Raw genomic sequence first — 24,365 nt, forward strand, 5'->3', positions numbered from 1 at the left:
CGCTTCCTTTTTTTATTTTCTTTATCAATAACCAACTAGTTTTTCTCTTGGTGCTGAAAAATAATATCCTTGAGAATAATCAATTTCTAACTCCTTTACTATCTTAAAAATCGCTTCATTTTCAACAAACTCAGCTATGGTCTTCATGCCAAGTTTTTTAGAAAACTCTACAATTGTAGAGACGACTAAAAAAGCATTTTCATCTGTGTCTATATTTTTTATAAGCGAGCCATCTATCTTTAAGTAATCTGCTTTTAGCTTAATGAGGTACTCAAAGTTACTGTATCCTGTTCCAAAATCATCTATAGCTATCTTGCAGCCATATCTCTTAACTTCATCTATAAAATTTTTGACCGTTTGAAAATTTTCAATATACTCTGATTCAACTATCTCAAATACAACTTTAGATCCGATATCATACTTTTCTAACATCATTAAAATATAGTCATGGATTTTAGGTTCAAGTACGTCCATAATAGATAAATTTACAGAAAATTCAACGTCTTTATCTTTAAACATTTCAAACGACTGTGCAATTACAATTTTTGTAATATCAAAATATTTTTTTGTCTTTTTTGCTATATCTAAAAAGAAGTATGGGGAGATGATGCTTCCATCTTCATCTATCATTCTAATGAGTGATTCATACTTTTCATATTTTAAATCAAGGTTGTTAACGATAGGTTGGTAAAAGGTGACAATCTTCTTGTTTTGCAGAGCGGTTGCTAGTTTTTTTGTGCACTTTATGTTATTTTCATACTTACCATTGAGATTAATGCTATCACTATAGACGACAAAGTCGCTATTTTCTTGTTTTGCAATTTTAAGTGCCATATCTGCTTTAGGCAAAAGACTTGTTTTATCTTCAAAGGCGATACCACAACTGCAAGAGAGTACAATGTTTTCATTTTCAATAGTTAGATCTTCTTTGATTAGCAGTAAAATATCTCTGCATTTATAGATAAAAGAATCCCTCTCATATTCGGTTGCAAGAAGGGCAAACTCATCTCCTTGAAGTCTATAAAAGAAGAGTCTCTCATCTTTTGAGATAAAGTTATAGATTTTATCTGCTACGGATTTAATGATGCAATCTCCAAATGCATGTCCATAAAAATCGTTTAATTCTCTAAATCCATCTATATTAAAAAGAGCTATTGAGAGATTGTGCTTTTCATCTATATCACTGTTTAGTTTATATCTGTTTGCATAGTTTGTAAGTGCATCAGTCTGGGCAATTTTCTCAAAGATAATCTTCTGTTTAACAATCTGGGTAATATCTGTTCTTATTGCGATAAACTCTATCACACTACCATTTGCATCTAAGATAGGTTTTATAAACGTTTTTGCCCAGTAAGCACTACCATCTTTTTTAAGATTTTTGATTTCACCAATCCAAGGTTGCTTTAAGCATTTAATCGTCTGCCACAAATCTGCGAAAAGCTCTTTAGGCATATCAGGATGATTTACAACGCTATGAGTTTTACCTAAAAGTTCACTTTCACTATAGCCATTGATTTTGCAAAACTTTTCATTTACATAGGTTATGATGCCATCTTTATCGGTTTTTGAAACTATAGCACTCTCATCAACGGCTGATTTATACTGCTCTAGAAGAGATGTGGATTTTGAAAGATTTGACTCTAGGGAGTTTGTGGAGGTTAGTATCTCTCTTATGATTATTATAGCTTGAAATATAATTACTACTGTGCTGATAATTAAAAACATTAAGACTAGAATCATCTCATAAAAATTTGATTCTTGTTTTTTTTCCAATAATATTTTAACATTAGCAAAGAGTTCATTTTCTACTTTTTTTAAAGTATCTATAGCATGCGTAACTTTTTCAAACCATACATAAGAAAGATTATCAACTTTTGTATTGTTTGGGTTGTTTAAGATAAAACTAATAATCTCAAAAGTTTCTTTAATCCTATCTTCCTCTAATGATTTTTTATAAAAATAAAAAAAATCTCTATCTTTAAATAACGTGCTTTCAAATCTTTTTTGAGCCATACGATATATGTTTAAAAATCCTCTTATTTTTACAAAATCATCATCTTGAAACTCTTTTTTAACAAAAGATTTATTTAAAATAGCTCTTGTTTTTCCAAGCGACTCTTTCATAACCGCAAGATGCGTATAAGCTTGTATGTAGTTTCTATCTTGAAGATTATTTATAGAGTTTGGAATAGTGTTTATAATATCAAGAAGCATTGAAATTTTTAAAGAGTAAAACTCTTCAATTTCATTTATAGTAAGACTACCTACATCAAGAGAATTTTTTTCTTCTATACATTGGTTTAAAAGAGTTATATTGCTATCAATAGTACTGTTTTTTAGTAGCTCTTCTAACTCTTGTTTTACAAAGGTAAGTCTCTCTTTTTTATCACTCTTTTCATCTACTGCAAGCTCTATACTAAGACCTCTCTCAAGTTGTAACAAATGAACAAATTTTGAGATTATCACCGCGTTGTCAATATGTTTTTTTGTAAGTTCAATATTTTGTTTTTTGTTAAATATCTCCACAAGAATCATCGTTGATAGTATAAAGATGACGATCATTGGGAGTGTGGATAAAACAAATAGTTTTGACTTAAGATTTAGATTATGCATTTCCCGCCTAGTTTATCCTATAGGATAATAATTTTTACGCTGTTTTTTTACGTTTTCAAAGCAAAATGAAGATTACTAACTGTTAGTATAATAATTATTTATAATAAAAATGAAATTGTACATACTTTAAAGAAAAAATAATTTGACCTACATCAAATATAATATTATATTTGAAAGTTAGTTTAAAATTATAAGCTTCAAAATTTCATTATTTCTAAAAAAAACATATATATAACGCTAAAAAGTATTCACAAAATCTCCCCCTTTAAAAAGCTTCAACATTCCTTATTTAAGGGATGAAAAGGCTTTTTTATTCTGCAAATAAAAATGAAAAATCTTGGTATAAATTTTAGAGTATAGACTTTCTACATATTTTATCCTATAGGATAAAGATTTTAACATTTTATATCTATATATTTAAGTTATTATTAAAAATAAAACTAGTATTAAAAAATAAACTTATATTAAATAAAAAAATATTATGTGAGGTGATTTATGGTAGATATGGATTTTTCAAACGCTTCAAAGGATGAAATACTAGAGTTTTATAAGAGTATTTCTTTAAAAGTTAGATATTTTAGAGAAAACAAAAATATGACGCAACTGGACTTAGCTTTAGAGATTGGGATAAAATCTGTTGCTTTTTATTCTAACTGTGAGAACAATAGATACGGCAAGCACTTTAACTTAGAACATCTTTACAAAATTGCAAAAGCTTTGAATATGAATATTAAAGACTTTTTATAGTTGCATAGATTTTATTTTTTTGAAACAGATATTTATAAAGAGTTTGATGATTATCTCTTTTTGCTTAGGATTGGATTGAGCTACAAAAGAGTTACAGACAAATAGTTTTTAATATCTGGAATTTAATTTTAAGAGTAACAAAACTCGATTTAATGTTCTATAAGATTCCGCATCAAGTGCGGGATGACGGTCTTTTCGTCATCCTAAACTTGATTCAGGATCCAAAGATACTTGCAATATTTATGATAGTTTCTTTAAAAGAGGATTAAAGTAAACTACCCTAGTAAACCTCTAGAACCTCTCCAAAGAGTTCTTCTTTGTTGTAGAGTGATTGCTCGTTTTCTAGTACTTTTTGGCTCTTTACACAAAAAAGCATAGCGTTTGCCTTGCTTCCTACTTTTATCTCTCCAGCATCAAGTCCTATAGTAGATGCTGGGTTTTTGCAAGCTATCTGTATAAGCTCACTCATTGTAATGAGTCCACTTTTTACAAGTTTTGTGTAGTAGATACTCATCGCATCACTTAGTACTTCACAACCATAAGCTGCATCATAAAAAGCAACCTCTTTGTTGATGGGTGAGCTTGGTTGATGCAAGGTTGTCAAAACATCTATCTCTTTGTTTTTAAGTGCCTCTATGAGCAGTTCTACATCGCTTCTTGATGCTAGTGGCGGATCTAGTTTTGCAGTAGTATTAAAATCCTCACAAGCTTCATCTGAGTGAGTTAAGTGGTTTATGGAGACTTCACATCTAACATCTACGCCATCTTTTTTTGCTTTTGTTATAAGAAAAATAGAGCGAGGAGAGGCTATAGACTTAAAGAGGATTTTTATCTTAAAGTGTCTTGCTATCTCTATCATACGAGAGACATGCAAAACTTCACTCAAATCTGGAATGCCAGCTAGTCCTAACTTTGAGCTAATATCACCATCAAGCATAACTCCACTTGTTATAAGAGAGTTATCCTCAGCTTTACAAAAGATAGTTTTGTTATACATTTGAGCATACTCGGCTATTTTTATAGCCACATCATTTTTTGCGATGGTGCTCATATATGGTGTTATTGCCCCACTTTTTAAAAGTATGGCAATATTGCTTAGTGTACTATCTTCTTTTAGGGAGTTTAACATTAGCTCAACTTTTGCACCCTCTAGATCATGAAGTCCATTTTGTGCAAACTCTAAGACTATCTCATTATCAATAGCTGGAGTACTGTCTGCATTTAATACAACAACTCCAACTCCACCACAGTGTGCCTCTTTTGAGATGTTTTTTATGTTTTTTGAATTTAGGGTTGAGTCAAGAAGTCTTATATTTGTATCTACTAAAAGAGGTAAAAAGTACGCGCCTTTAGCATCTCGTGTGTCTTCGCCACTTAAACTATCAGCTATCTCAGTTATTATGCCATCTTCTATGCGAATATCAGCCTTGTACTCACTATGAGCGTCACAAACAATAGCATTTGATATTATCATTGGAATCTATCCTTATTCAAAATATTCTAAAAGTGCTTCTCTATCTATCTTTTTTAGTTTCATATCTATGATGCCATTGTCTTTAAATGACTTTAAAATCCTAGAGAGTGTCTCAGGCGATACACTCAGTATCTCTGCTATTAGGATATTTTTGGTTTGAAAAAAGTCCTCAGAGTGGTTATACATATACTTCGCAACTCTCTCTTTAGAGTCAAGAACCAAGTTTGTAGAGATGATGATTTCGAGATTTTTGATCTTTTTTATCAAAGATGTTTGGATGATATAAGAGAGTTCAGGATTTGAGTAGATGATATCTTTTAAACCTTTAAAATCTATCTTTAAAACTTCAACATCGCTATAAGCTTTAGCAGTTGCAGGATACGGCATCTTCTCAAAATTAGCGACTTCACCAATGAGTTCATTTTCATGAAAGTACTTTAGAACAATCTCTTTATGGCTTGACGAAGTTTTATAGAGTTTTATAATGCCCTTAGCTAAAAGATAGAGGTATTTAGAATCATCTCCCTCATAAAAAACGATATTATCTTTAGCTATAGTATGAAATGTTGTTAGTTTTTCAATCTTAGAGATTGTATCCTCATCTAAATCTTTAAACATATCTATATTTTGTAGTGTTTGCTTCATTGCCCTATCTTCTTTACTCTTTTTATCACTTCATCATAAGAGATTATCTCTTCGCCTTTTTTTATCGCTTCTTTGGTTTTGTGAGCTGAGAATCCATAAGCCATAGGAGTGACATTATTTGTATCATAAAATGCTACTCTTGCATCTATAAACTCACCACTATCGACATCAGTTATCCAAACTATTGCTTTATCTTCCCAGTCTATTCCCTCTTCATCAAACCAAAGAGCCATACACCCTATATCATCAAACATATATGTTTTTTGTGTGTCAGGATTTCTAACTTGTACAGTGTTCTTTCTATCACTAACCACCATGACACATCTACTACACATATCTCTATCCCAATGAACAGCAGAGACACCTTTTTGTGCTTCTTTTTCACAGGCTAAAAAAGAGAGACCTATGGCGAGCAGCAGTAAAACCTTTAGATATTTTATCATCAAAGCCAAACTCCATTTTTTATAAAATATATCATCACAAATGATGTAAGCAATATAACATAAAGAGAGTTAAAAATCAGAGACATTTTATAGTTTTTTAGTTTGTCCTCCTTTTTAGACTCAACAAAACCAACAACAAGTCCATAAAATGTTCCTAAAAATAGAAGTGTGTATATAAGATAACCTACAAAGTAGTAGTCACTTTGTAAAAAACAAAATGGACAGTGATGTGATGGAAGTTCATATATGTAAGTTCCAAAAAAGACTATAAGCGTGATTAGTGAGATAGGTACAAAAAGAGCATTACTTATGGCAAAAAGATACCTGCTTTTTAAATAGTAAAACAGAACTATAAGTAAAAATATCCCATAAAACATATATAAAAGAAGTGAAGTATCAAGTGCAAATATACTCGATATTGCCGAAGTTGAACTACTTGAGTAGAGAGTACCACAACAACTCACCATCTTATCTATCTCAATGGAGCCAAACATAACTCCCTCGATGATAAGTTCCGCCATAAAGAGAAAAAAAGCAACTATAAAAAAAGCAAATTTTTGTTTTAAAAAGGGTTGCTTTTCATGTTTTACATCTTCATTATGAAGAGCTATCCAGTAAGCAAATATATATAGATTTATGATTTTTAAAACAAACAAAGCTGTACCAGTATCTGTTGCATCTACAACTCCAGCTCCACACATCGCACCAGTTAAAACGTTTGAGATCTTATCAAGCGTAAAGACAAAAAACAGAAATAGAGGAACTTTTATGATAAATATAAACTTGATGATAGTAGCTGCTAAGTAGCTCTGTTTCTCAAGGCGGTATTGAGCTTTGCTAGTGGAGCTTAGATCCCAATTTAAGTAGATTTTCACACTCAGATAAAAAGCTATAGTGCCAAAGAGAGCAAAGACTATGTTTAGTATAAAGATAGCTAAAACTTCAGGAGTTAGTATCAAATGACAACTCCATTATGCATCTCAATCTCTCTATCTACAATGTCAAGATCAAAAAAGAGTGGGTCATGCGTAGCTATAACTATAGTTTTGTTTAGTTTTTTAAGCTTGCGAAGCATCTCTATAAAATGTAGAGATAACTTTTCATCTAAGTTTGCAGTTGGCTCATCTGCTATGATGATTTTAGGCTCGTTTACATTTGCTCTTGCAATTGCTACACGTTGCTGCTCTCCACCTGATAGATTTTTGATGATGGCATCTTTTTTATGAGATATCTTAAACATCTCCATAACCTTATGGAGTTTTGCATCTGCTTCATCTGCATCTGGATTTAGTGGGACTAAAGGAAGCAGGATGTTTTCTTTTACGCTAAGTGTAGTTATAAGGTTGTACTTTTGAAATACAAAACCTATGTTATCTCGTCTATATTCAGATGCAAAGTTATCTGGAAGCTTTGATATCTGCTTAGCATCTACTATGACTTCTCCAGTTGTAGGTTTACTAAGTGCTGCGATGAGTGATAAAATACTACTCTTTCCACTTCCACTAGCACCTTTAATCACTACAAGTTCGCCCTCGTCTATCTTCATACTCACACTATTTAATGCTGTAACTATGTTGCTTTTGTTTATCTCATAGCTTTTTGTAACATTTTTTAGTTCTATCATTTTAATACCTCAAACATAATATCAGAGAGTGTAAAATAACTCGGAAGTGAGGCTTTAGCCTCGCCTTTTTTGCGGGGCTCATCGTATAACCTCGTCTGCATCTAGTGTAGCAATCTTCCATGATGGAATGATTGTCGCTGCTATATAGATAGGAACACTTAGGAAAAATACCAAAAAGAGAGTTTGAACATCAAAGATAAAAGGGAGTTCAAATGATGTCTTTAGCTGTGAATAGCCTGTAAATATGTTTTGCAAAAGCGGAGCTTGAAAGATATATACAAAACCTACTGCTGCAATTACGCCCATCATATAAGAGAAAAAAGAGATAATAAATCCCTCATAAAACTTCTCTTTTAAAACATCATCAACTCTCCACCCTATTGCTTTTAGTATCCCTATCTCTCTTTTTTCTTCACTACTAAGTCCACTTGCCTTATCATAGATGATGATAAAAAATGTAAAAAGAGAGACAACAAAAAGGGCTAAAAATATGCCACTCTTATAGTCAAAAATATTTTGATAAGAGATTTTAAGATCATTTTTAGTGATAATCCTACTATCTGGAAAGATAAGCTTTATCTTTGAGGCGATAGTCACTACTTCATCAGGGTTTGAAACCTTTACTACTATGTCCGTAGCTTTTGATTCTCTCATATCAAAAATCTCTCTAACATCAGCTTTTGACATCACTATCATATCGTTTGATTCAAGCTGAGTATCTCCATCAAAAGCGCCCACTATATCCACTCTCTTTAGAGTTCCATCAGGCTTTATAAAGTTAAAGTAGTCCTTATAGTAGTTGTTTTGCATAGTCTCTTTCACTCCGCTACCAACTACCATAGCACTTCCCTGTGCATCCATTAGCCCAGTAGTACCAACAACTCTCTTTAGTGACTCTTTATACTGTGCTTCAAACTCATCTACCCCAACTATGGAGAAGTTCACCCCGGCATTTTCAAAGTAGTAGTAACCCCAAACACGAGCGACAGCATCGACAACTCCTGTGATGGCTAGTATCTCCTCCGTCGCATGGACATCTATATCGTAGTGTCTTCCAGCTTTTATCTTTTGAACTACTATTTCAGGAAGAGCATCAACAGTAGCATTTAGTTCGTACTTTATAGAATTTGTTATAAAGAATATACTTGTAAGTAAAAAGATTAAAAATGTAAGGGTTGTTGCTATAAAAATATTTTTGTATTTTTGCCTAAGTATCGCATTTATTGCGTACTCTATGAGGTAGAAGTTTATCTTATTTCGCACTTTTATCTGCCTTTTGTATATGTGAGTGAGAATAGGTGTAAGTTGAGACAAAATACTCCCTTAAGCTGCCATCATCTTTATAGATGCTAAAGATATCGCTCATACTTCTATGCCTTATAAATGTAGCCTCTGTAGATATTGCTAAGTCTGGCAGGGCTACTATACTTACAAACTCTTCTCTTTTTTCTAGTGTCTTATCATCAAGACTCTTAGAAGAGAAGATATAAAGAGTCTCTAAAGTAAAAAAGAGTATAAGAGCAAACAAAGAGAACAAAAGTTTTGGCGTCTTTGGAGTGTATAGATTTTTACTCATCTAACTTTCTAATGACCAACTCATCTATCTCATCAAACTTCAAAATCTTTTTACCTTTATGGTCAAGACTAAAAGTCTTTGCATCTTCAAGTTTTGCAAATGGTATGAGTTCATCTCCCATAGGACCATAAACATCACTTCCAACAACAAAAAAAGACTCTCTTGCCTCTATGGCCTTTTGCGAGTAGTAGTCTGTGACTAAAATCTTAGAAATGCCATCTTTGTTTAAAAAGTAGTACTTCATAAGATCTTTTACTCCATCAAAAGAGTAGTGTTTATCTGCATAAAAAATCTGAGCTGCCCACTTTGGATATTTATAGACAAACATACCGCAGATAGGACACTTCTCATCCTCGGTTACTTCTATCTTACCTTCTATGCTTTTTAAATCACCAAAGCGCTTAATTTCCCATAGATAAAGTGCTAAAGCTTGAAGCTTTTTCTCATCCATAGGCTTACAAAGTTTAGAGTTTTTTATATCAGCTTTTAACTCATTTATCTCTATGTAGTCAGTCTCATCTATATCTTTACTACACATTTTCTTATAAATCTTCTCACCCATTGCATATACTTTTTTCTCTTTTTTACTTTGAGTAAGAGCATTATCACTCTTTAGAGATTTTTGTGCAGCTTTTATTGCCTCATCAAAGGTAACTATCTTACCTTTATACTTTTTTACATGTTCCTCTGCATCAGCCTTTGTTTTAAAAGCTAGCTTAGAGACTCTACTCATAGTACCTTTAACATCTGAGCCAAGAACATAAAAAGCATCACTAGCATCTATAAGTTTTTCACTCTTAGCATCTACAACCTTGATGCTAGAATTATCAATCCCATACTCTTTTTTATCTTGAACTAAACATCGTATAGAGCAGTATTGTCTTGGGGTTTTGTTCTTAAGCTCTGCGGTATGAGAAGTTTTATAAAACATCTTTATATTCATCCCACAAACAGGACACCACTCCTTTTCTGTTCCTTTTTGCACTAAGTGAGGTTCACTTGATGAGACTTTAGAAAAGTTATGCGCGCTAAGGCCCAAAAAGAGTGTTAGTAAAATAATTATTGCTTTCATTGTGATCCTTAAATCAAAAAATAATTCTATCTAAATATAATTATTATAACTTAAAAGCATAGTAAATCTATATCTATCTTTTACCTAAGTAAATTCCAACTGCTTGGAGTTTTTTACCCTTAATATCTCCGCAAAGATTACTTGACATCACGTAGGCTTTAGCCTCAGCAGTTGTGCTAAATTTTTTATCTGTTTTTTTACACATTTTGCTATATATCATCTCACCTTTTTTGGCCATTTTAGCTTGTTTTTTAGCTATCATTTTCATTTCACCCTCTAATGCCTTTGTCGCTAACTTATAAGTTTCTTTAAAATTCATAAGTTCTCCGCCAAACTCGTTCTTAAAGTCCTTTGCATCCTCAGCATTAGCAAATGCGTACTTACTTGTCATACTCATAGTACCTTTTTTAGAGCTTCCTACTACATAGTGAGCACTTTGTGCATCTATGAACTTTAGACTCTTAGCATCTACTACTTTGATATCTTTTAGAGAGTTGTTGTTTTTGAGATTTGTCTCAGCTAAACAGTGAAGTGAGCAGTACTGCTCTGTATGATCGTTATGAGTCGCTGCGTGGTTTGTTTTGTAAAACATAGGAAGTGTCATTCCACATGTTGGACAGTACATCTTAGCATCGCCATCTTGAAGGATTGTTGCCTTATTCATAGGTACAGCTTGAAACATCTGCATCTCTTTGTTTTTTTGAGGTTTACCCTCACCCATAGCTCCAAACAATATAGTGCCAAGCACTAAAATACTCGCGATAATCTTACTCATTTTCTATCCTTTTTCTTATGATTTACATAATCATACAAAATAATAGTTAAATAAGTGTTAAGTTTAAGTAAATCTTAAAAGAAGCAATCTTCTTATAAAAAGAACTAAAAGCCCTACAGCTAGGATTTTAAAGTCAAGCTCACTAGCTATATGAACATTTCTAAAAGTATCACTCTGGGTCGCTTCAATGCCGATAGCTTGCATTGATAGGATTTTAGGTAAGTAAACTGCACTAAACATCAAAGATGAAAAAACTACTGTTACAGAACTTGCAAAAACTATAGCATCCCTTTGTCCTAGTTTATACATCACAGATTCATAGATGATAACTACAGTAGCAATAAAATAAATCCAGTAACTAAATCTACGAAATATCTCTCCCATAATGATCCCAGAGTTAAAATGATCAATCGAAATGCCAACAAGAATCTTATTTGGATTAAAAACAACTGGTGCTGCCACTGCACCTAAAACAATAACAGCTCCAAAAGTAGCAGCTAAAATCACGAGGTAACTAAAATCTACATATATTCTTTTTCTCAAAGTTAAAACCCTTATATCTTTAGAGTAAATCCACGATCAAATTTACTATAGTCATTGTAAAACTCCAAGCTCTTAAAGCTAGTGTCTTTCAAATATATTTGTATTTTATCTTTTTGGTCATAACCTATCTCACATGTAAAGAAGTTAATCTGCCTTCTTAAGGCTTCATCAAGAAGATTTTTGATGATTTCATCACCAATTTCTCCACCAAAGAGAGCATTTTGTGGTTCGTATGAGAGATTTATCTCTAGCTTTTCATCTTGTGCAATATAAGGAGGGTTTGAGACAAGATAATCTATCTCTTCATCTACCCCATCAAGCAAAGAGCCGAGCCTTAACTCTACTCTATCTTCTAGCTTAAAGCTTTTTAAGTTTTTTCTTGCGATGTTTATAGCATCTTGTGAAATATCCACAGCTATAAACTTAGCGTTTTTGAAATGCTTTGCTAAAATTATAGAGATGATGCCACTTCCAACTCCAACCTCTACAAATCTTACAGGCGCATCAAGATTTGGGCAATTTTTTATAACTTCATCTATAAGAAGCTCTGTCTCAGGACGAGGAATCAAAGCACCTTTGTCTATAAAAAACTCCTCTGAGTAAAAACTTACACTATTTGTAATGTACTCAAGCGGTTCATTTTGCACTCTTCTATAAACCAGCTCATACAGTGCATCTATGTTTGAAACCTCTGTTTGTTGATTTGAGATGAGCCAAAGTTCATCTTTTTTTAGATGATGCATCAAAAGAAGCTGTGCCTCTCTTGATGCTCTTGGTATGTGTGGATTTAAAATTTTTACAATATCTGCTAGAACCCCCCTAACTAAATGTCCGCTTCGCATTTGCCCTCTAATAAACCTTTGTCCAACTCACCCACATCAACGCCTAACTCTTTTAATCTCTCTAGAACTGGCGGATGAGTATAGTGAAAAAATATATATAAAGGATGAGAGAGTGGAAAACTTTTGTTCTCATTTACAAGTTTTGTAAGTGCATTAGCAAGTTCAATCTCTCCACCTGCTCCGCCTAACTCACTGCCTACTCTGTCTGCCTCGTACTCATTATGGCGACTCAAAATCCCCATGATAGGCATCATAATAAAGCCCAAAACTGGCATAAAAAGAAGCAAAAGTATCATCAAAACATAAGGCTCATTAGAGATGCCCATCTCTAAGTAAAGGGAGTCTGGAAGATTTCCAAAGATGCCAAACATAAACAGAAGCATCACTCCAACAAGTGCTATGTTTTTATAGATATCGCCATGAGCAAAGTGTCCTAGTTCGTGTCCTAAAACTGCTAAAAGCTCTTTTGTAGTTAGTTTTTCTATAAGTGTGTCAAAAAGTACGACTCTTTTAGCCTTGCCAAATCCACCAAAATAAGCATTTAACCTTGCATCTCTTTTTGATGCATCACTTATAAAGACTCCAGAACTTACAAAGCCAGTTTTGTCCATCAGCTCTTTTATCTGCTCATCTAAAGCTTCATCTTTTAGCGGGGTTAGTTTATCAAAAAATATAGCACGAAAAGCTGGATAGAGCATATTTATAAGTACAACCACACCAAAGATAAAGACAAAACTCCACAACCACCAAAGAGTAAAAGTTGTGATGATTGTGTATATGCCCCAAACTACAAGTGAGCCAAGCAGTAGCGTTAAAGCATATGAAATAAACGTATCTTTAATCCACTGCTTTATGCTAGATTTGTTAAATCCAAACTTTGCATCTAGTACAAACTTCTCATAGTATGTAAATGGCAAGGAGATTAAAGAGTTTATGATGACAAAACTCATCACAATCACAATATTTAGCATCGCTTCATCTTTTAAAACTACTGTATCTGAGAGATAAGCTATACCAAAAGCCATCCAAGCTATAAACATTATATAATCCACAAATGAGTTAACAATACTTAGTTTTTCTTTTGCTACAGAGTAGTTTGCTGCTTTTATGAAGTCAGTGTCACTAAGCAAGATGGCTTTTTTTCTCTTTGCAGTGTTAATAAATCCTATCTGCATAACACTTGTGTAGATGGAGGCTAAAACAAAAAGTGTATATATCGTGATAACTGTCATTAACATTTCTTGACCCTATTTTTTTGAAATTGTATCAAAATTATCATCTCATCGGTACAGTTTTATATGTTTTGTCATCTGATAAAGGTTCTTCTCTTTCACCTAGATTTACCACTATCCCATAAATAACACTCATAACAAGTCCAACAATAACAATAGCCCATACAACTCTTTTCTTTTGACCTTTTAAACCATTATAATCATCAATATCTTCTAATCTTGGTTCACTCACAACATATCCTTTAATTTTATCTTGATAATAATAGCTTGTTATGACTATAAAAACAACTCTCATAAAAACTAAGAAAAAAATTTAAGAGTTTTCTATAAATTATGTTCAAAAAAATAAGTATGATATAATCATTACAAATTTTACAAGGAGTTTGTCATGTTAAAGATAATAAGTATTATAACCATCTTAGGTTCTCTACTTTTGGGTGCGGACGGATATGAAGTCTATAAAAAGGACTGTGCTTCTTGCCATATTGAGATAATGAAAAAAAGTGAAATGAGGAAAAAATTCAACACTTTAAAAGCACCTCCGATGATTCAAGTTGCTATGAGATTAAAATCACAAATCATCGTAAAAAATGAAGATGAAGATGCTCATCGTCATCTTTTTATGTTGTTTGTTAAAAACTACATAGAAAATCCAAGCATTGATTACTCTTTGTGTCACCCACAAGCTATTGATACATTTGGGATTATGAAAAGCATAAAAGGTTTAAGCCAAGAAGAAAAAGAAGCCGTAGCTTATTGGATTTATGATAGATATGAAGATGTAGACTTTGATTAGAAAAAGAGTATTTTGCTATAATTGCAGCATTTAAAATTTAGAGGATTTTTTTTGCGTCTTTTACTGCTTTGTTTTGTGCTTTTTTCTCTCTCTTTTGCTTCTTATGATAGAGGAAAAAAACTCTATATAGAAAAAAATTGCGGGAATTGTCACGGTTCAAAATTAGAAGGAATGCACATGTATCCAGCCCTTGCAAACCGTGCCAAAGGTTTTTTAGCTTACAAACTAAAAAGATTTCGATCTAAAGTCTCAGACAACCAACAACAAGAGATGATGATACCTTTTGCACAAAATCTAAGTGATAAAGATATAGATGATTTAACTACATATATGCATGAGTTTGTTGAAGATATAAATAAAGAGAGATACGATACCTCCTTTGCGGTTGAGGGAGATGGAGGTTCATGAAAGTCTTAGTTAGTGCCTTAGAACACTCAGCAAATATCCACCTTAAATCTCTAAAAAAAGAGTTAAGTAGTGATGTTGAGTTTGTTGGGATTTTTGATAGTGAACTTGGCAATCCCATAGTTGATTTAAGAAGCCTTGCTATCATGGGTTTTGTTGATGTTATAAAAAAGCTTCGCTACTTTTTTAAACTAAATGCTCAAATGGTAGAGCTTGCAGCTGACGTTGATAAAGTCTTGCTTATCGACTCATCAGGCTTTAATCTCCCACTTGCAAAAAAGATCAAAAAGAGATATCCAAAAAAAGAGATCATCTACTACATCTTACCACAAGCTTGGGCATGGAAGAGAAGACGTATAGCAGTTTTAGAGAAAACTATAGACCATTTAGCATCCATCTTGCCTTTTGAAAAAGAGTATTATTCCAAAGATGCTCCCATAACTTATGTAGGACATCCTCTGCTTGATATCATTAAAGATTTTAAACAAAACCTAAGTAGAGAGGTAAAAACTATAGCCTTTATGCCTGGGAGCCGCAAGGGTGAGATAAAAAAACTTATGCCAGTTTTTAAAGAAGTAAACGAGAGGTTGGGGCTTACTTCTTACATCATAATCCCAGAATATTTTACTAAAGAAGAGATAGAAGAGCTTTATGGTAATTTATCTGGTTTTAAAATAGTTCACGATTCGCACAAAACTCTCAAAGAAGTAGATTTTGCATTTATTTGTAGTGGAACTGCTACACTTGAGGCTTCACTTATTCGAACACCTTTGATCCTTAGCTATATTGCAAAACCGCTTGATTATTTTATAGCTAGCAGGCTTGTAAAGCTTAACCATTTAGGGCTGAGCAACATCATGTTTACTAAGTTCAAAAACAGAGCCTTGCACCCTGAGTTTATCCAAGAAGATGTAACAACAGACAACCTTATAAAAGCATTTTTAGATTACGATAGAAGTCAGTTTTTTGATGACTCTAAACTACTTAGAGCTTATTTAGAGCATGGTAGTTCAAAACAAGTAGCACAAATTTTAGAAAAAACAAAATGACGGGACAAAAATGAAGATAAATTTTATGGATTTACAAACTCAGTATTTAAAGCACAAAGAAGAGATAGATAGCGAGATAGCAGAAGTTTTAGGCTCAACTATATTTATTGGTGGACAAAAACTTGAGGATTTGGAAAAAAATTTAGCATCTTATGTTGGAGTTAAACATGCTATAGGTTGCAGTAGTGGAACCAATGCTTTGCTTTTATCCCTGATGGCTCTAAATATTGGTTATGGAGATGAAGTTATAACTACTCCTTTTGCATTTATAGCTACGGCTGAAGCTATCGCCTTTTTAGGCGCTAAACCTATTTTTGTAGATATTGATAAAGATAGTTACAACATTGATGTAACAAGGATTGAAGTGGCAATAACTGAGCGAACCAAAGCTATCATTCCAGTTTCACTCTATGGTCAGTGTGCAGAGATGCAAGCCATAAACGAGATAGCAAAAAAACATGACCTTGCAGTTATTGAAGATGCTTGTCAAAGCTTTGGAGCTACCTATAACGGTGAAAAATCTTGTTCACTCTCAACTATCGGTTGTACAAGTTTTTTCCCAACTAGCCCTCTTGGTGCTTATGGTGATGGTGGGGCTATATTTACAGATGATGATGAGTTAGCAACAAAGATTAAGATGCTACTAAATCATGGTCAAAGTGAGAGATATAAACATAAATATATAGGAATAAATGGTCGCCTAGATGCTCTTCAAGCTGCGGTTTTAAATGTTAAACTAAAGTACTTTAAAGAAGAAGTAAAAGCACGTGATGATATAGGAAGTAGGTATAGTGATCTACTAGAAGATGCAGAGGTTATCACCCCTAAAATTGCAGAGAATTCTACAAGCGTTTATGCTCAATACTCTATAAGAGTAAAAGATAGAGATGCTATGATAGAAAAACTTAGCTCAAAAGAGATTCCAACAGCCATTTACTATCCAATACCAATTCACCTGCAAGAGGCTTTTTTATATCTTGGATATAAAGAGGGAGATTTTCCTGTAAGTGAAGAGGTATCAACTCAAATAATCTCTCTACCTATGAGTCCCTACCTAAGAGAATCCGAGCAAGATTTTATTGTTAAAGCTATAAAGACAGGTTAATTCAAGTTTATTTTTCATCTTTAAACTTAAACATTACTATATGAACTATCATTTTATACCCTCTTTAGTGAAAGTTTAGCATAATTGCCTTATGCAAAAAGCCCTTAAAGATTTGTACGGAAGTGCTATACTGTTTTTCTATTTTCTTAAGTGGCCATATCTTGTGGGTTACCCATTTCTATATTTTAATGGACTAAACCAAAACTTCTTACTAGATGCACTTTGGCTTATCTGTTTGGCTCTTGTTATAAAAGATATCTATACTATGATAAAAAACAAACAAATCAATAGATACAGATCAAAACAAGACAAAGAAGATAACCCTAGCTAAGTATCCCTTTCCAAAAAAACTCTGCTATCATCACTATCAAAAATATTCCTACAAGATTTAAAACAAATCCATACTTCATCATACTCTTTACATCAACAGCACCACTACTCATAGCTATGGCATTTGGCGGAGTGGCGATTGGAAGCATAAAAGCATAACTAGCACAAAGAGTTGCAACCATCATAAAAAGCGTAGTGTTTATACCAGTTTGCTGGGCTACTGAGTAGATGACTGGAAGCATTATGGAGATAAGTGCCGTGTTAGAAGTTATCTCTGTTGTAAAAGTTATAAGTGCTGCAACTGCAAAAAGTAATAAAATAGGAGGAAGTTCTGTCATAACTATAAGATAAGATGCAACCTCAGATGCAAGTCCTGTATCGCCAAAAGCCTTTGCTATGGAAAAACCAGCGCCAAATAAAAACATTATCCTATATGGAATTTTAGCTTTATCATCCATCCACTCTAAGATGTTAAAAGGTGGCATAAACAAAACAAGACCAGCCGTTAGAAGCAAACCAGCCTCGTTAAGTCCTAATCCTCCCCAAACTGGATTCATCGGTGCATTTAAAAGCAGCAAAAGTATGAGTCCACCGATGATATATAGAACTTTTTTTTGCGCTTTGTTAAGGTGTGACTCTTTTGCTTCTCTTTTTATAGTAGTGTTTTCTAGGCCAATACTAAGAAAAGAGCTAACAACTATAAACATTAAAAAGGCTAAAGGTGCTACCATCCAAATCCATTGAAAAAATGGAATCATCTCCATGGATTTTTCATTCATTATTCCAAGAAGTATAAGGTTTGGCGGAGTTCCAATAGGCGTAATGATTCCACCAACACTAGCACCATAAGCAATAGCAAGAGCAAATCTTAGTTTTAGCCTTACATCTTTTGTGATAAAAAGAGCTATAGACATCAAAAGTAAAGAGGTAGTTGTGTTTGAGAGTATAGAGCTTAAAAGTCCTGATGTCATGGCAAGAGAAAAAATCATTCCTCTAGGGGTATTTGGAAAAATATCTAACATCTTATTTGCTATAAAAGTGTGCAAGTTTGTCTTCTCGACTGCTATGGCAATTAAGAACCCACCTAAGAAGAGGTAGATGATGGGGTTTGAGTAGTTAAGTGCCGTTGTTTTTGTATCTATGATGGAAAAAGCTGGAAAGAGGATGATAGGAAGAAGTGAAACTACAGCTAATGGCAAGCCCTCATTTGTCCAAAGCACAACCAACAAAGCAATAATCCCTAAAAGGGATGCTTGAGTTGTGTCAAAAAGAGAAAGAGAGATGGCAAACACTAAAAAACCTATTCCAACTCCCATACCTATCTTTTTAAACTGCTCTATCTCTTGTATACCCATATATATTCCCCACATTTTTCTTAATATCTTTATTGAAAATTATTTTGTGTATCATAACAATATTATGTTTAATTAACCTCTCGGATATGACTTTAAAATAGCTAGATTGATTAAGGTCAAAGCTAATAAAATAGTATTAAATTATAATGTACATAAATAAGATTTATAAGAGGTTTCGTTATGAAAAAAATATTGCTAGCTACTATCTTAGTCACTTCATCTCTACTCGCTCAAGGCTCAGAGGTTGAGACTTTAGCTGTAGAGAAGTGTGGGAGTTGTCATCTCATTGGCCCCATCACAAAAGAAAAACTAAACAACATGTCAGCACCACCATCGTGGGCTTTAGCAAAAAAAGTCAACACTGCGTATCCTGATAGAGCAGATGCTATAGCGTTTATAGTTGATTACACTATGAGTCCATCAGAAGATAAGATGCTTTTTTCACACAAAACAAAAGAGCGCTTTGGTGTTATGCCATCACAAAAGGATATGATAAGCAAGGATGAACTAAGAGCAGTTGCCAAGTACATCATCGATAACTAATAGGTTTCTAAATTAGTTTGAGAGAAAGCTTTTAAGACTACTAAGAGGGTCTTTTCCCTCTAGTATCTCATAAACCTCTCTCGCTATTGGAAGATATAGATCCCTGTCTTTTGCGATTTTTTGGAGTGCATAGGCTGTTCCAATTCCCTCAGCTACCTCCCCTAGCTCTTGGAGTATCTCAGTTTGAGTCTTACCCTTTGCCAAACCCAGTCCAACACGAAAGTTTCTACTCATGGTGGAAGATGCCGTTAAAAAGAGATCACCTGCCCCGCTAAGTCCTACAAAACTCTCCTCCTTTGCACCATAAGCACAACCAAATCTTTGCATCTCAACCAAACCACGAGATATAAGTGCTGCTGCAGCATTTTTACCAAGCTCCAAGCCCTCACAAACTCCAGCGGCTATGGCTATAACATTTTTATATGCACCTGCTATTTCAGCACCTATTACATCAGTAGAGGTATATGTTTTTATAAAAGATGGGAAAAAACTTGCAAATTTATCACTTAGCTCTTCATTTTTAGAGTTGATAACAAGCGCAGTTGGTAAGGATTTTTTAACCTCAGTTGCAAAGGATGGACCTGAAAGATATGCTATATCTTTATCTTTTACATAGTCTTTATATATGTTATTTAAAAAAAGACCGCTTGAGGCTTCTATACCTTTTGCTGCTACTAAGATTTTTTGACCTTTGTTTACAAAATGCTCTTTAAGCCACAAAGATATCTCTTGAGCGGGAATAGCAATAACAATATATTTTAACTCCAAAATTTCTTCTAATGATACAAAATTTTTAATATCTCTTGGGGTTCTTGAAGTGATGTAAACTTCATTTTTTTCACTTAAAGCAAAAGCTAAAGCACTTCCCCACTTTCCAGCCCCAATGACGCCTATTTTATTCATTCATCTGCTCCTATTAACTTTTCAAACTCTTTTATATCCCGCTCATATCCAACTACTACAAAGATATCTCCACTTTTTATCTGGTGATGCTTTGCTTTTGATGAGTAGATAAAGTCCCTGCTCATATCTTCATGTACTATAGATATAACAATGATACCATGAGTTGAACTCCATTCAACATCTGCTGGGTGCATTCCAGCGAATGAGCTGTTCTGTCCAATCTTTATCTGGGCTATTTGGAGTGAACTCTTTTCATACAATATATTATGTAAAACTTCAGTAACAATAGGCTTTTCCAACATCTCAACTATAACATTTGCAGTAGTTTGCGTAGTTGGTAAAACCCTTGAAGCACCTGCAAGTTTTAGTTTATCTGAACTCTCTTTATTTTGTGCTAATGCAACTATAACCAAATCTTTAAAAGTATCTCTTAGAGAGATTGTTAAAAAAATATTTTCAGCCATATCTTCTAGGATGCAAAAAGCAACAGAGTCATTTATATCTACTTTTTTATTTAAATCATCCCAATTATCACTAAGATCAAAACCATTCTCCACATCCTTTGCTAACTCAAAAATATAAACATTTTTGTAGTGGGATGAGATATTTTTTTCTATCTCTAAAGTGTACTCATTTACTCCAAATATCAAAGCATTACTAAAAGCCATCATTAACCTTTTTGTTGAGACTTTGTTTAAACTCTTCTATAAAAAGCGCATTTCCAATAACCAAAATATAGTCACCTAACTCTAAAAAAGTGCTATCTATAGGGTTAAAATAAAACCTTCTTTTTTTATTTTTATGCAAACCTAAAAGTATGATACGATACTTTTTGTTTTGAAGTTCACCTACTGTTGCATAACTCTTTAAAATCCTTTGAGTAATAAGTATCTCATTTATATCAATGCCGTTATAGTTGGTTCTAAGAGCATGTATAGCTTCAAAAGCCACAGGTTGACCAACAAACTCTTTGGCTATGATGCCAACGAGCTCTTTTTCATAAAATATCTCATTTACACCAGCAAAACTTAGTTTATTTCTATTTGTTTTTTCTATGAGTATTGAGAGTATAAAGACATCTTTGTTAAATGAGCGAACAGTTAGAGCTGTATAAACATTTTCAACATCACTATGACTCAAACAGAGAATAGCTTTTATCTGAGTATCTATATCTATGCGAAGTTTTTTGTAACTCTCTATAGAACCAGGGTCATAATTAAGAGATATAAAACCATCCTTTTTTGCCATCTCTACCTTTTTAGCATCTTCTTCTATAATTATGATATTGTTGTTTTTTCTTAGGGCTTTTGCGACTTCTTTTGCAACGTTTGAGTACCCACAAATAAGATAAAATTCTCTAAGTTTTGCTATATCATCGATGGCTTTTGTATCTTTTATCTCATCTAGTTTTTCAGTAAATGATGTAACTATAAGAGAGGTTGTAAAAGAAAAGACACCGATACCTGCAACTATAACAAACATTGCCACAATACGGCCAGCTTCTGTAACTGGAGTTATATCTCCAAAACCAACTGTAGAGATAGTAACTATAGACCAGTAAACCGCTTCAAAGAGCGTGTCTATAGGAGAGTCTGGGTTATTAGCCTCCATCACATATATCAAAACAGATGAAACAGATATTACTATGGTTGCAAAAACAAAAAGAGTTATAAACTCAAACTTTTTAGAAGTTATAACAGAGGTAAAAGTCTCAATACTCTTAGCATATCTAAAGAGTTTAAAAACCCTAAAAAGTATAAAAATACGAAGAAGTCTTAGCTGATGGAAAAATGGCAAAATAGCCAAAAGGTCTATTATGGCTTTAATTGAGAAGACATATTTTAGTTTTTGTCTTGCTATCTTTTTAAGAGCTTTATAGAGCTTAAACTCATTGCCTATAGTAATATCATGTTCATGTTGCTCAATAATTACCCTGCTAACACTACTGCTAATCCAAAAACGAAATAGGTACTCGATAAGAAATATTATAGAGATGATGTAGGCACTAAAGAAGGTTAGATACTCGCTAACTGGAGACTTTACCTCTCTAATGAGGATAACAACACTTATAAGTATAAGTGTCATCATAAAGATGTCGAAATATTTTTTATATCTGTAGTTACTGTTTTCTAGTAAGTTATAAAAAAAGCGTTTGTTCTTTTGATATGATTCTGTCGTATCTAAATAATACGCTGCATCAATAATCAAACGCTTAATCATTCATACCTACCCAAGTTTAGCTTTTAGTATTTCATTTACTGCTTGAGGGTTTGCACTACCTTTTGATATTTTCATAACTTGACCTACAAAGAAGCCAAAGAGTTTGTCTTTTCCACCTCTGTACTGTTCTACTTTATCTTGATTTGCAGAGATTATCTCATCACACATAGCCTCTATAGCACCAGCATCACTAACTTGTTTTAGTCCAAGGGCATCTATAACACCATCTACTTCAAGATTTTCTTCCATCAGCCTATCAAGAACCTCTTTAGCCGCTTTTCCGCTTATTGTCTTATCTTCTATTCTCTTAACAAGATGCCCTAATTTTTTTGCATCAACTGGAGAGTTAGTAATATTTACATCTCCTTTTAGACGACCTTGTAGCTCCACTGTAAGCCATGTTAGAGCATTTTTTGCACTAATACCCTCTTCCATCATCGTCTCAAAAAAGTGAGCCATCTCCAAGCTTGAAGTTACAACGCTAGCGTTATAATCACTCATGCCATAATCTTTTACGAATCTTGCCATTTTTTCATCTGGAAGTTCTGGAATTTTAGAGTAAATCTCTAACATTTCATCTGTTACAATCGTCTTTAGCAAATCTGGTTCAGGAAAGTAGCGATAATCCGCAGCTTCTTCTTTGCCACGCATAGAACGAGTCTCTTGCTTTACTTGGTCAAAGAGTCTTGTCTCTTGAGAGATCTCTTCATCATAAACTCCATCTTCCCAAGCTTCACTCTGCCTTGCCACTTCAAGCTCGATAGCCCTTTGGATAAATCTAAAACTATTTATATTTTTAATCTCAACACGGGTGTAGAGTTTTTCATCGCCTTTAGGTCTGATGGAGACATTTACATCAACTCTAAAACTACCCTCTTGCATATTTGCATCACCAATATCTAAGTAACGGATGATAGCATGAAGTTTTTTAAGATATAAAATAACTTCCTCAGTACTTCTCATATCAGGCTCTGAGACAATCTCTAAAAGGGGAGTTCCTGCACGATTGAGATCTACTTTTGAGATATCTCCATCATGTATATTTTTTCCAGCATCTGCTTCTATATGTGCACGATTTATACGGATGATTTTATGACTTCCATCTTCAAAATCAATCTTTAACTTACCATGTTCAACTATTGGCGTATATAGTTGTGTGATTTGATAAGCACTTGGAGAGTCTGGATAGAAGTATGACTTTCTATCAAAGTAAGATGTTTTATTTATGGTCGCATCTATTGCAGTACCTAACATAATAGACTTATGCAAAACCTCTTTGTTAAGAACAGGCAGAGCACCCGGAAGAGCTAAACAAGTTGGACAAGTATTTGTGTTTTGTTTGTGATTAAAACTCGTAGGACACGAGCAAAAAAGTTTTGTTTTTGTATTTAGTTGTACATGGACTTCAAGCCCTATAACTACTTCAAACATAGATTTCCTTAAATAGATAATAATTAAGTATCTATTTTAGCAAAACTTAGCTTTTACTTCTCATAAATCATTTAAGATAGTGCTCTTTTAAAAGTTCAAACTCTACTTTAGTTATCAACTCTTTTTCAAGTAGCTCTCTTAGTTCCTCTATTCTATCTGCTTTAATCCTATCTTTTGCAACTTCTTCTTTTTTTGGCTTATATGCTTTAGCATGTTTACTTGAGTAGATATATGAGATAATTCCCATAATCCCAAAGACTGATACAAATAAAATAGCTTCTATATATATACTAGTTAGCTCCTCTTGAGTAGCTGAAGTGGCATAAAGAGATGAGAGTAATACAAAAAAGATTAATATAAATGTTTTCATTTTAACTCATTACATTTAGAGTGTATTTTTTCTAATAGCTCTGTCTGTTTTTTAGCCTCTTGCAGTTTCTGTCTGTTGATGGCAAATGCGTCAAGAGCTAAAATCATAAAAAGAGAGACAACAACAAAAAGAACTGTGATAAAAAGAGCTAGTGAGAAGCCTAGAAAAAGAAAGAGTTTAAAAGTTATCAAAGCACCAAAGACGACTATCGCCCACGATGCTCCAAGCAAAAAGCTTATGATTCTATCGAATTTATCTTTTTGCATATTATT

At 33.4% G+C, this 24,365-nt stretch carries 28 protein-coding genes; 7 read left to right on the top strand and 21 right to left on the bottom strand.

Features of this window, described 5'->3' with window-relative positions:
* Positions 1-24: 24 nt before the first annotated feature.
* Positions 25-2,613, bottom strand: coding sequence for an EAL domain-containing protein (locus M947_RS23190; protein ID WP_021286308.1), 2,589 nt, complete (start codon positions 2,611-2,613; stop codon positions 25-27).
* A 495-nt stretch (positions 2,614-3,108) separates the two neighbouring features.
* On the opposite strand from M947_RS23190, the gene M947_RS12270 reads away from it, so the two are divergent.
* The gene (locus M947_RS12270) at positions 3,109-3,360 is read left to right on the top strand and encodes a helix-turn-helix domain-containing protein (RefSeq protein WP_021286309.1); all 252 of its coding nucleotides are present in this window, start codon (positions 3,109-3,111) and stop codon (positions 3,358-3,360) included.
* A 280-nt stretch (positions 3,361-3,640) separates the two neighbouring features.
* Here M947_RS12270 and M947_RS12275 read toward each other — a convergent pair whose 3' ends face one another.
* The 13 genes from M947_RS12275 to M947_RS12335 all read right to left on the bottom strand — a co-directional run bounded on the left by M947_RS12275 (position 3,641) and on the right by M947_RS12335 (position 13,818).
* Positions 3,641-4,834 carry an amidohydrolase family protein gene (locus M947_RS12275; protein WP_021286311.1) on the bottom strand — a complete coding sequence of 398 codons (1,194 nt, stop codon included), beginning with the start codon at positions 4,832-4,834 and terminating at the stop codon, positions 3,641-3,643.
* A gap of 12 nt (positions 4,835-4,846) precedes the next feature.
* Positions 4,847-5,479 carry a Crp/Fnr family transcriptional regulator gene (locus tag M947_RS12280; protein WP_021286312.1) on the bottom strand — a complete coding sequence of 211 codons (633 nt, stop codon included), beginning with the start codon at positions 5,477-5,479 and terminating at the stop codon, positions 4,847-4,849.
* Complete coding sequence (locus M947_RS12285; protein ID WP_021286313.1) at positions 5,476-5,922, bottom strand: hypothetical protein; 447 nt, start codon at positions 5,920-5,922, stop codon at positions 5,476-5,478. Before M947_RS12285 ends, M947_RS12280 begins: the two co-directional genes overlap by 4 nt.
* Positions 5,922-6,881, bottom strand: coding sequence for a hypothetical protein (locus M947_RS12290; RefSeq protein WP_021286314.1), 960 nt, complete (start codon positions 6,879-6,881; stop codon positions 5,922-5,924). Before M947_RS12290 ends, M947_RS12285 begins: the two co-directional genes overlap by 1 nt.
* Positions 6,878-7,546, bottom strand: coding sequence for an ABC transporter ATP-binding protein (locus tag M947_RS12295; RefSeq protein WP_021286315.1), 669 nt, complete (start codon positions 7,544-7,546; stop codon positions 6,878-6,880). The genes M947_RS12290 and M947_RS12295 overlap by 4 nt, the downstream gene beginning before the upstream one ends.
* Positions 7,547-7,624: 78 nt before the next feature.
* Positions 7,625-8,809, bottom strand: a complete 1,185-nt coding sequence (locus M947_RS12300; protein WP_021286316.1) for an ABC transporter permease — start codon at positions 8,807-8,809, stop codon at positions 7,625-7,627.
* Entirely contained in the window at positions 8,799-9,122 is a 324-nt protein-coding gene (locus M947_RS12305) for a hypothetical protein (RefSeq protein ID WP_021286317.1), read from the bottom strand. Before M947_RS12305 ends, M947_RS12300 begins: the two co-directional genes overlap by 11 nt.
* On the bottom strand, positions 9,115-10,194 hold the full coding sequence (locus M947_RS12310; RefSeq protein WP_021286318.1) for a nitrous oxide reductase accessory protein NosL: 1,080 nt from the start codon (positions 10,192-10,194) through the stop codon (positions 9,115-9,117). The genes M947_RS12305 and M947_RS12310 overlap by 8 nt, the downstream gene beginning before the upstream one ends.
* Before the next feature lie 73 nt (positions 10,195-10,267).
* On the bottom strand, positions 10,268-10,969 hold the full coding sequence (locus M947_RS12315) for a nitrous oxide reductase accessory protein NosL (protein ID WP_021286319.1): 702 nt from the start codon (positions 10,967-10,969) through the stop codon (positions 10,268-10,270).
* Between the two features lie 63 nt (positions 10,970-11,032).
* On the bottom strand, positions 11,033-11,512 hold the full coding sequence (locus M947_RS12320; protein WP_021286320.1) for a DUF4149 domain-containing protein: 480 nt from the start codon (positions 11,510-11,512) through the stop codon (positions 11,033-11,035).
* An 11-nt stretch (positions 11,513-11,523) separates the two neighbouring features.
* Positions 11,524-12,354 (bottom strand): peptide chain release factor N(5)-glutamine methyltransferase, encoded by an 831-nt coding sequence (gene prmC / locus M947_RS12325; protein ID WP_021286321.1) that lies wholly within the window; start codon positions 12,352-12,354, stop codon positions 11,524-11,526.
* The gene (locus tag M947_RS12330; protein ID WP_021286322.1) at positions 12,336-13,592 is read right to left on the bottom strand and encodes a M48 family metallopeptidase; all 1,257 of its coding nucleotides are present in this window, start codon (positions 13,590-13,592) and stop codon (positions 12,336-12,338) included. The genes prmC and M947_RS12330 overlap by 19 nt, the downstream gene beginning before the upstream one ends.
* Positions 13,593-13,629: 37 nt before the next feature.
* Positions 13,630-13,818: a hypothetical protein gene (locus tag M947_RS12335; RefSeq protein WP_021286323.1), complete on the bottom strand. Its 189-nt coding sequence runs from the start codon at positions 13,816-13,818 to the stop codon at positions 13,630-13,632.
* Positions 13,819-13,974: 156 nt separating this feature from the next.
* Here M947_RS12335 and M947_RS12340 point away from each other — a divergent pair, with 156 nt between their 5' ends.
* The 5 genes from M947_RS12340 (at position 13,975) to M947_RS12360 (ending at position 17,272) form a co-directional block, all read left to right on the top strand.
* Entirely contained in the window at positions 13,975-14,382 is a 408-nt protein-coding gene (locus M947_RS12340; RefSeq protein WP_021286324.1) for a c-type cytochrome, read from the top strand.
* A 51-nt stretch (positions 14,383-14,433) separates the two neighbouring features.
* The gene (locus tag M947_RS12345) at positions 14,434-14,790 is read left to right on the top strand and encodes a c-type cytochrome (protein ID WP_021286325.1); all 357 of its coding nucleotides are present in this window, start codon (positions 14,434-14,436) and stop codon (positions 14,788-14,790) included.
* Positions 14,787-15,836 (top strand): lipid-A-disaccharide synthase, encoded by a 1,050-nt coding sequence (gene lpxB, locus M947_RS12350; RefSeq protein WP_021286326.1) that lies wholly within the window; start codon positions 14,787-14,789, stop codon positions 15,834-15,836. Before M947_RS12345 ends, lpxB begins: the two co-directional genes overlap by 4 nt.
* A 10-nt stretch (positions 15,837-15,846) precedes the next feature.
* On the top strand, positions 15,847-16,941 hold the full coding sequence (locus M947_RS12355; RefSeq protein WP_021286327.1) for a DegT/DnrJ/EryC1/StrS family aminotransferase: 1,095 nt from the start codon (positions 15,847-15,849) through the stop codon (positions 16,939-16,941).
* 91 nt (positions 16,942-17,032) lie between these two features.
* A complete protein-coding gene (locus tag M947_RS12360; protein WP_021286328.1) occupies positions 17,033-17,272 on the top strand; it encodes a hypothetical protein in 240 nt (79 codons plus the stop codon).
* Here M947_RS12360 and M947_RS12365 read toward each other — a convergent pair.
* A complete protein-coding gene (locus tag M947_RS12365) occupies positions 17,265-18,626 on the bottom strand; it encodes an SLC13 family permease (RefSeq protein ID WP_031347759.1) in 1,362 nt (453 codons plus the stop codon). The genes M947_RS12360 and M947_RS12365 overlap by 8 nt on opposite strands.
* Before the next feature lie 180 nt (positions 18,627-18,806).
* Between M947_RS12365 and M947_RS12370 the strand changes: the two genes are divergently transcribed.
* Positions 18,807-19,169, top strand: coding sequence for a cytochrome c family protein (locus M947_RS12370; protein ID WP_021286330.1), 363 nt, complete (start codon positions 18,807-18,809; stop codon positions 19,167-19,169).
* A gap of 12 nt (positions 19,170-19,181) precedes the next feature.
* Here the strand turns inward: M947_RS12370 and M947_RS12375 are convergent, their stop codons facing one another.
* The 6 genes from M947_RS12375 to M947_RS12400 form a co-directional block, all read right to left on the bottom strand.
* A complete protein-coding gene (locus M947_RS12375) occupies positions 19,182-20,072 on the bottom strand; it encodes an NAD(P)H-dependent glycerol-3-phosphate dehydrogenase (RefSeq protein WP_021286331.1) in 891 nt (296 codons plus the stop codon).
* Positions 20,069-20,740: a TrkA C-terminal domain-containing protein gene (locus M947_RS12380; RefSeq protein ID WP_021286332.1), complete on the bottom strand. Its 672-nt coding sequence runs from the start codon at positions 20,738-20,740 to the stop codon at positions 20,069-20,071. The genes M947_RS12375 and M947_RS12380 overlap by 4 nt, the downstream gene beginning before the upstream one ends.
* Entirely contained in the window at positions 20,730-22,292 is a 1,563-nt protein-coding gene (locus M947_RS12385) for an ion transporter (RefSeq protein ID WP_021286333.1), read from the bottom strand. Before M947_RS12385 ends, M947_RS12380 begins: the two co-directional genes overlap by 11 nt.
* 6 nt (positions 22,293-22,298) lie before the next feature.
* Positions 22,299-23,723 (bottom strand): Asp-tRNA(Asn)/Glu-tRNA(Gln) amidotransferase subunit GatB, encoded by a 1,425-nt coding sequence (gene gatB, locus M947_RS12390; protein ID WP_021286334.1) that lies wholly within the window; start codon positions 23,721-23,723, stop codon positions 22,299-22,301.
* A 67-nt stretch (positions 23,724-23,790) separates the two neighbouring features.
* Entirely contained in the window at positions 23,791-24,093 is a 303-nt protein-coding gene (locus M947_RS12395; protein WP_021286335.1) for a hypothetical protein, read from the bottom strand.
* Positions 24,090-24,359 (bottom strand): hypothetical protein, encoded by a 270-nt coding sequence (locus tag M947_RS12400; protein ID WP_021286336.1) that lies wholly within the window; start codon positions 24,357-24,359, stop codon positions 24,090-24,092. Before M947_RS12400 ends, M947_RS12395 begins: the two co-directional genes overlap by 4 nt.
* Between the last annotated feature and the right edge of the window lie 6 nt (positions 24,360-24,365).

The organism is Sulfurimonas hongkongensis (assembly GCF_000445475.1).
Classification (GTDB): domain Bacteria; phylum Campylobacterota; class Campylobacteria; order Campylobacterales; family Sulfurimonadaceae; genus Sulfurimonas; species Sulfurimonas hongkongensis.

Bases quoted from the DNA above. Each gene is read 5' to 3' on its own strand.
- M947_RS23190 (WP_021286308.1), bottom strand. From the start codon at position 2,613: ATGCATAATCTAAATCTTAAGTCAAAACTATTTGTTTTATCCACACTC.
- M947_RS12270 (WP_021286309.1), top strand. From the start codon at position 3,109: ATGGTAGATATGGATTTTTCAAACGCTTCAAAGGATGAAATACTAGAG.
- M947_RS12275 (WP_021286311.1), bottom strand. From the start codon at position 4,834: ATGATAATATCAAATGCTATTGTTTGTGACGCTCATAGTGAGTACAAG.
- M947_RS12280 (WP_021286312.1), bottom strand. From the start codon at position 5,479: ATGAAGCAAACACTACAAAATATAGATATGTTTAAAGATTTAGATGAG.
- M947_RS12285 (WP_021286313.1), bottom strand. From the start codon at position 5,922: ATGATAAAATATCTAAAGGTTTTACTGCTGCTCGCCATAGGTCTCTCT.
- M947_RS12295 (WP_021286315.1), bottom strand. From the start codon at position 7,546: ATGATAGAACTAAAAAATGTTACAAAAAGCTATGAGATAAACAAAAGC.
- M947_RS12305 (WP_021286317.1), bottom strand. From the start codon at position 9,122: ATGAGTAAAAATCTATACACTCCAAAGACGCCAAAACTTTTGTTCTCT.
- M947_RS12310 (WP_021286318.1), bottom strand. From the start codon at position 10,194: ATGAAAGCAATAATTATTTTACTAACACTCTTTTTGGGCCTTAGCGCG.
- M947_RS12315 (WP_021286319.1), bottom strand. From the start codon at position 10,969: ATGAGTAAGATTATCGCGAGTATTTTAGTGCTTGGCACTATATTGTTT.
- prmC (WP_021286321.1), bottom strand. From the start codon at position 12,354: ATGCGAAGCGGACATTTAGTTAGGGGGGTTCTAGCAGATATTGTAAAA.
- M947_RS12330 (WP_021286322.1), bottom strand. From the start codon at position 13,592: ATGTTAATGACAGTTATCACGATATATACACTTTTTGTTTTAGCCTCC.
- M947_RS12340 (WP_021286324.1), top strand. From the start codon at position 13,975: ATGTTAAAGATAATAAGTATTATAACCATCTTAGGTTCTCTACTTTTG.
- lpxB (WP_021286326.1), top strand. From the start codon at position 14,787: ATGAAAGTCTTAGTTAGTGCCTTAGAACACTCAGCAAATATCCACCTT.
- M947_RS12355 (WP_021286327.1), top strand. From the start codon at position 15,847: ATGAAGATAAATTTTATGGATTTACAAACTCAGTATTTAAAGCACAAA.
- M947_RS12360 (WP_021286328.1), top strand. From the start codon at position 17,033: ATGCAAAAAGCCCTTAAAGATTTGTACGGAAGTGCTATACTGTTTTTC.
- M947_RS12365 (WP_031347759.1), bottom strand. From the start codon at position 18,626: ATGGGTATACAAGAGATAGAGCAGTTTAAAAAGATAGGTATGGGAGTT.
- M947_RS12370 (WP_021286330.1), top strand. From the start codon at position 18,807: ATGAAAAAAATATTGCTAGCTACTATCTTAGTCACTTCATCTCTACTC.
- M947_RS12375 (WP_021286331.1), bottom strand. From the start codon at position 20,072: ATGAATAAAATAGGCGTCATTGGGGCTGGAAAGTGGGGAAGTGCTTTA.
- M947_RS12380 (WP_021286332.1), bottom strand. From the start codon at position 20,740: ATGGCTTTTAGTAATGCTTTGATATTTGGAGTAAATGAGTACACTTTA.
- M947_RS12385 (WP_021286333.1), bottom strand. From the start codon at position 22,292: ATGATTAAGCGTTTGATTATTGATGCAGCGTATTATTTAGATACGACA.
- gatB (WP_021286334.1), bottom strand. From the start codon at position 23,723: ATGTTTGAAGTAGTTATAGGGCTTGAAGTCCATGTACAACTAAATACA.
- M947_RS12395 (WP_021286335.1), bottom strand. From the start codon at position 24,093: ATGAAAACATTTATATTAATCTTTTTTGTATTACTCTCATCTCTTTAT.
- M947_RS12400 (WP_021286336.1), bottom strand. From the start codon at position 24,359: ATGCAAAAAGATAAATTCGATAGAATCATAAGCTTTTTGCTTGGAGCA.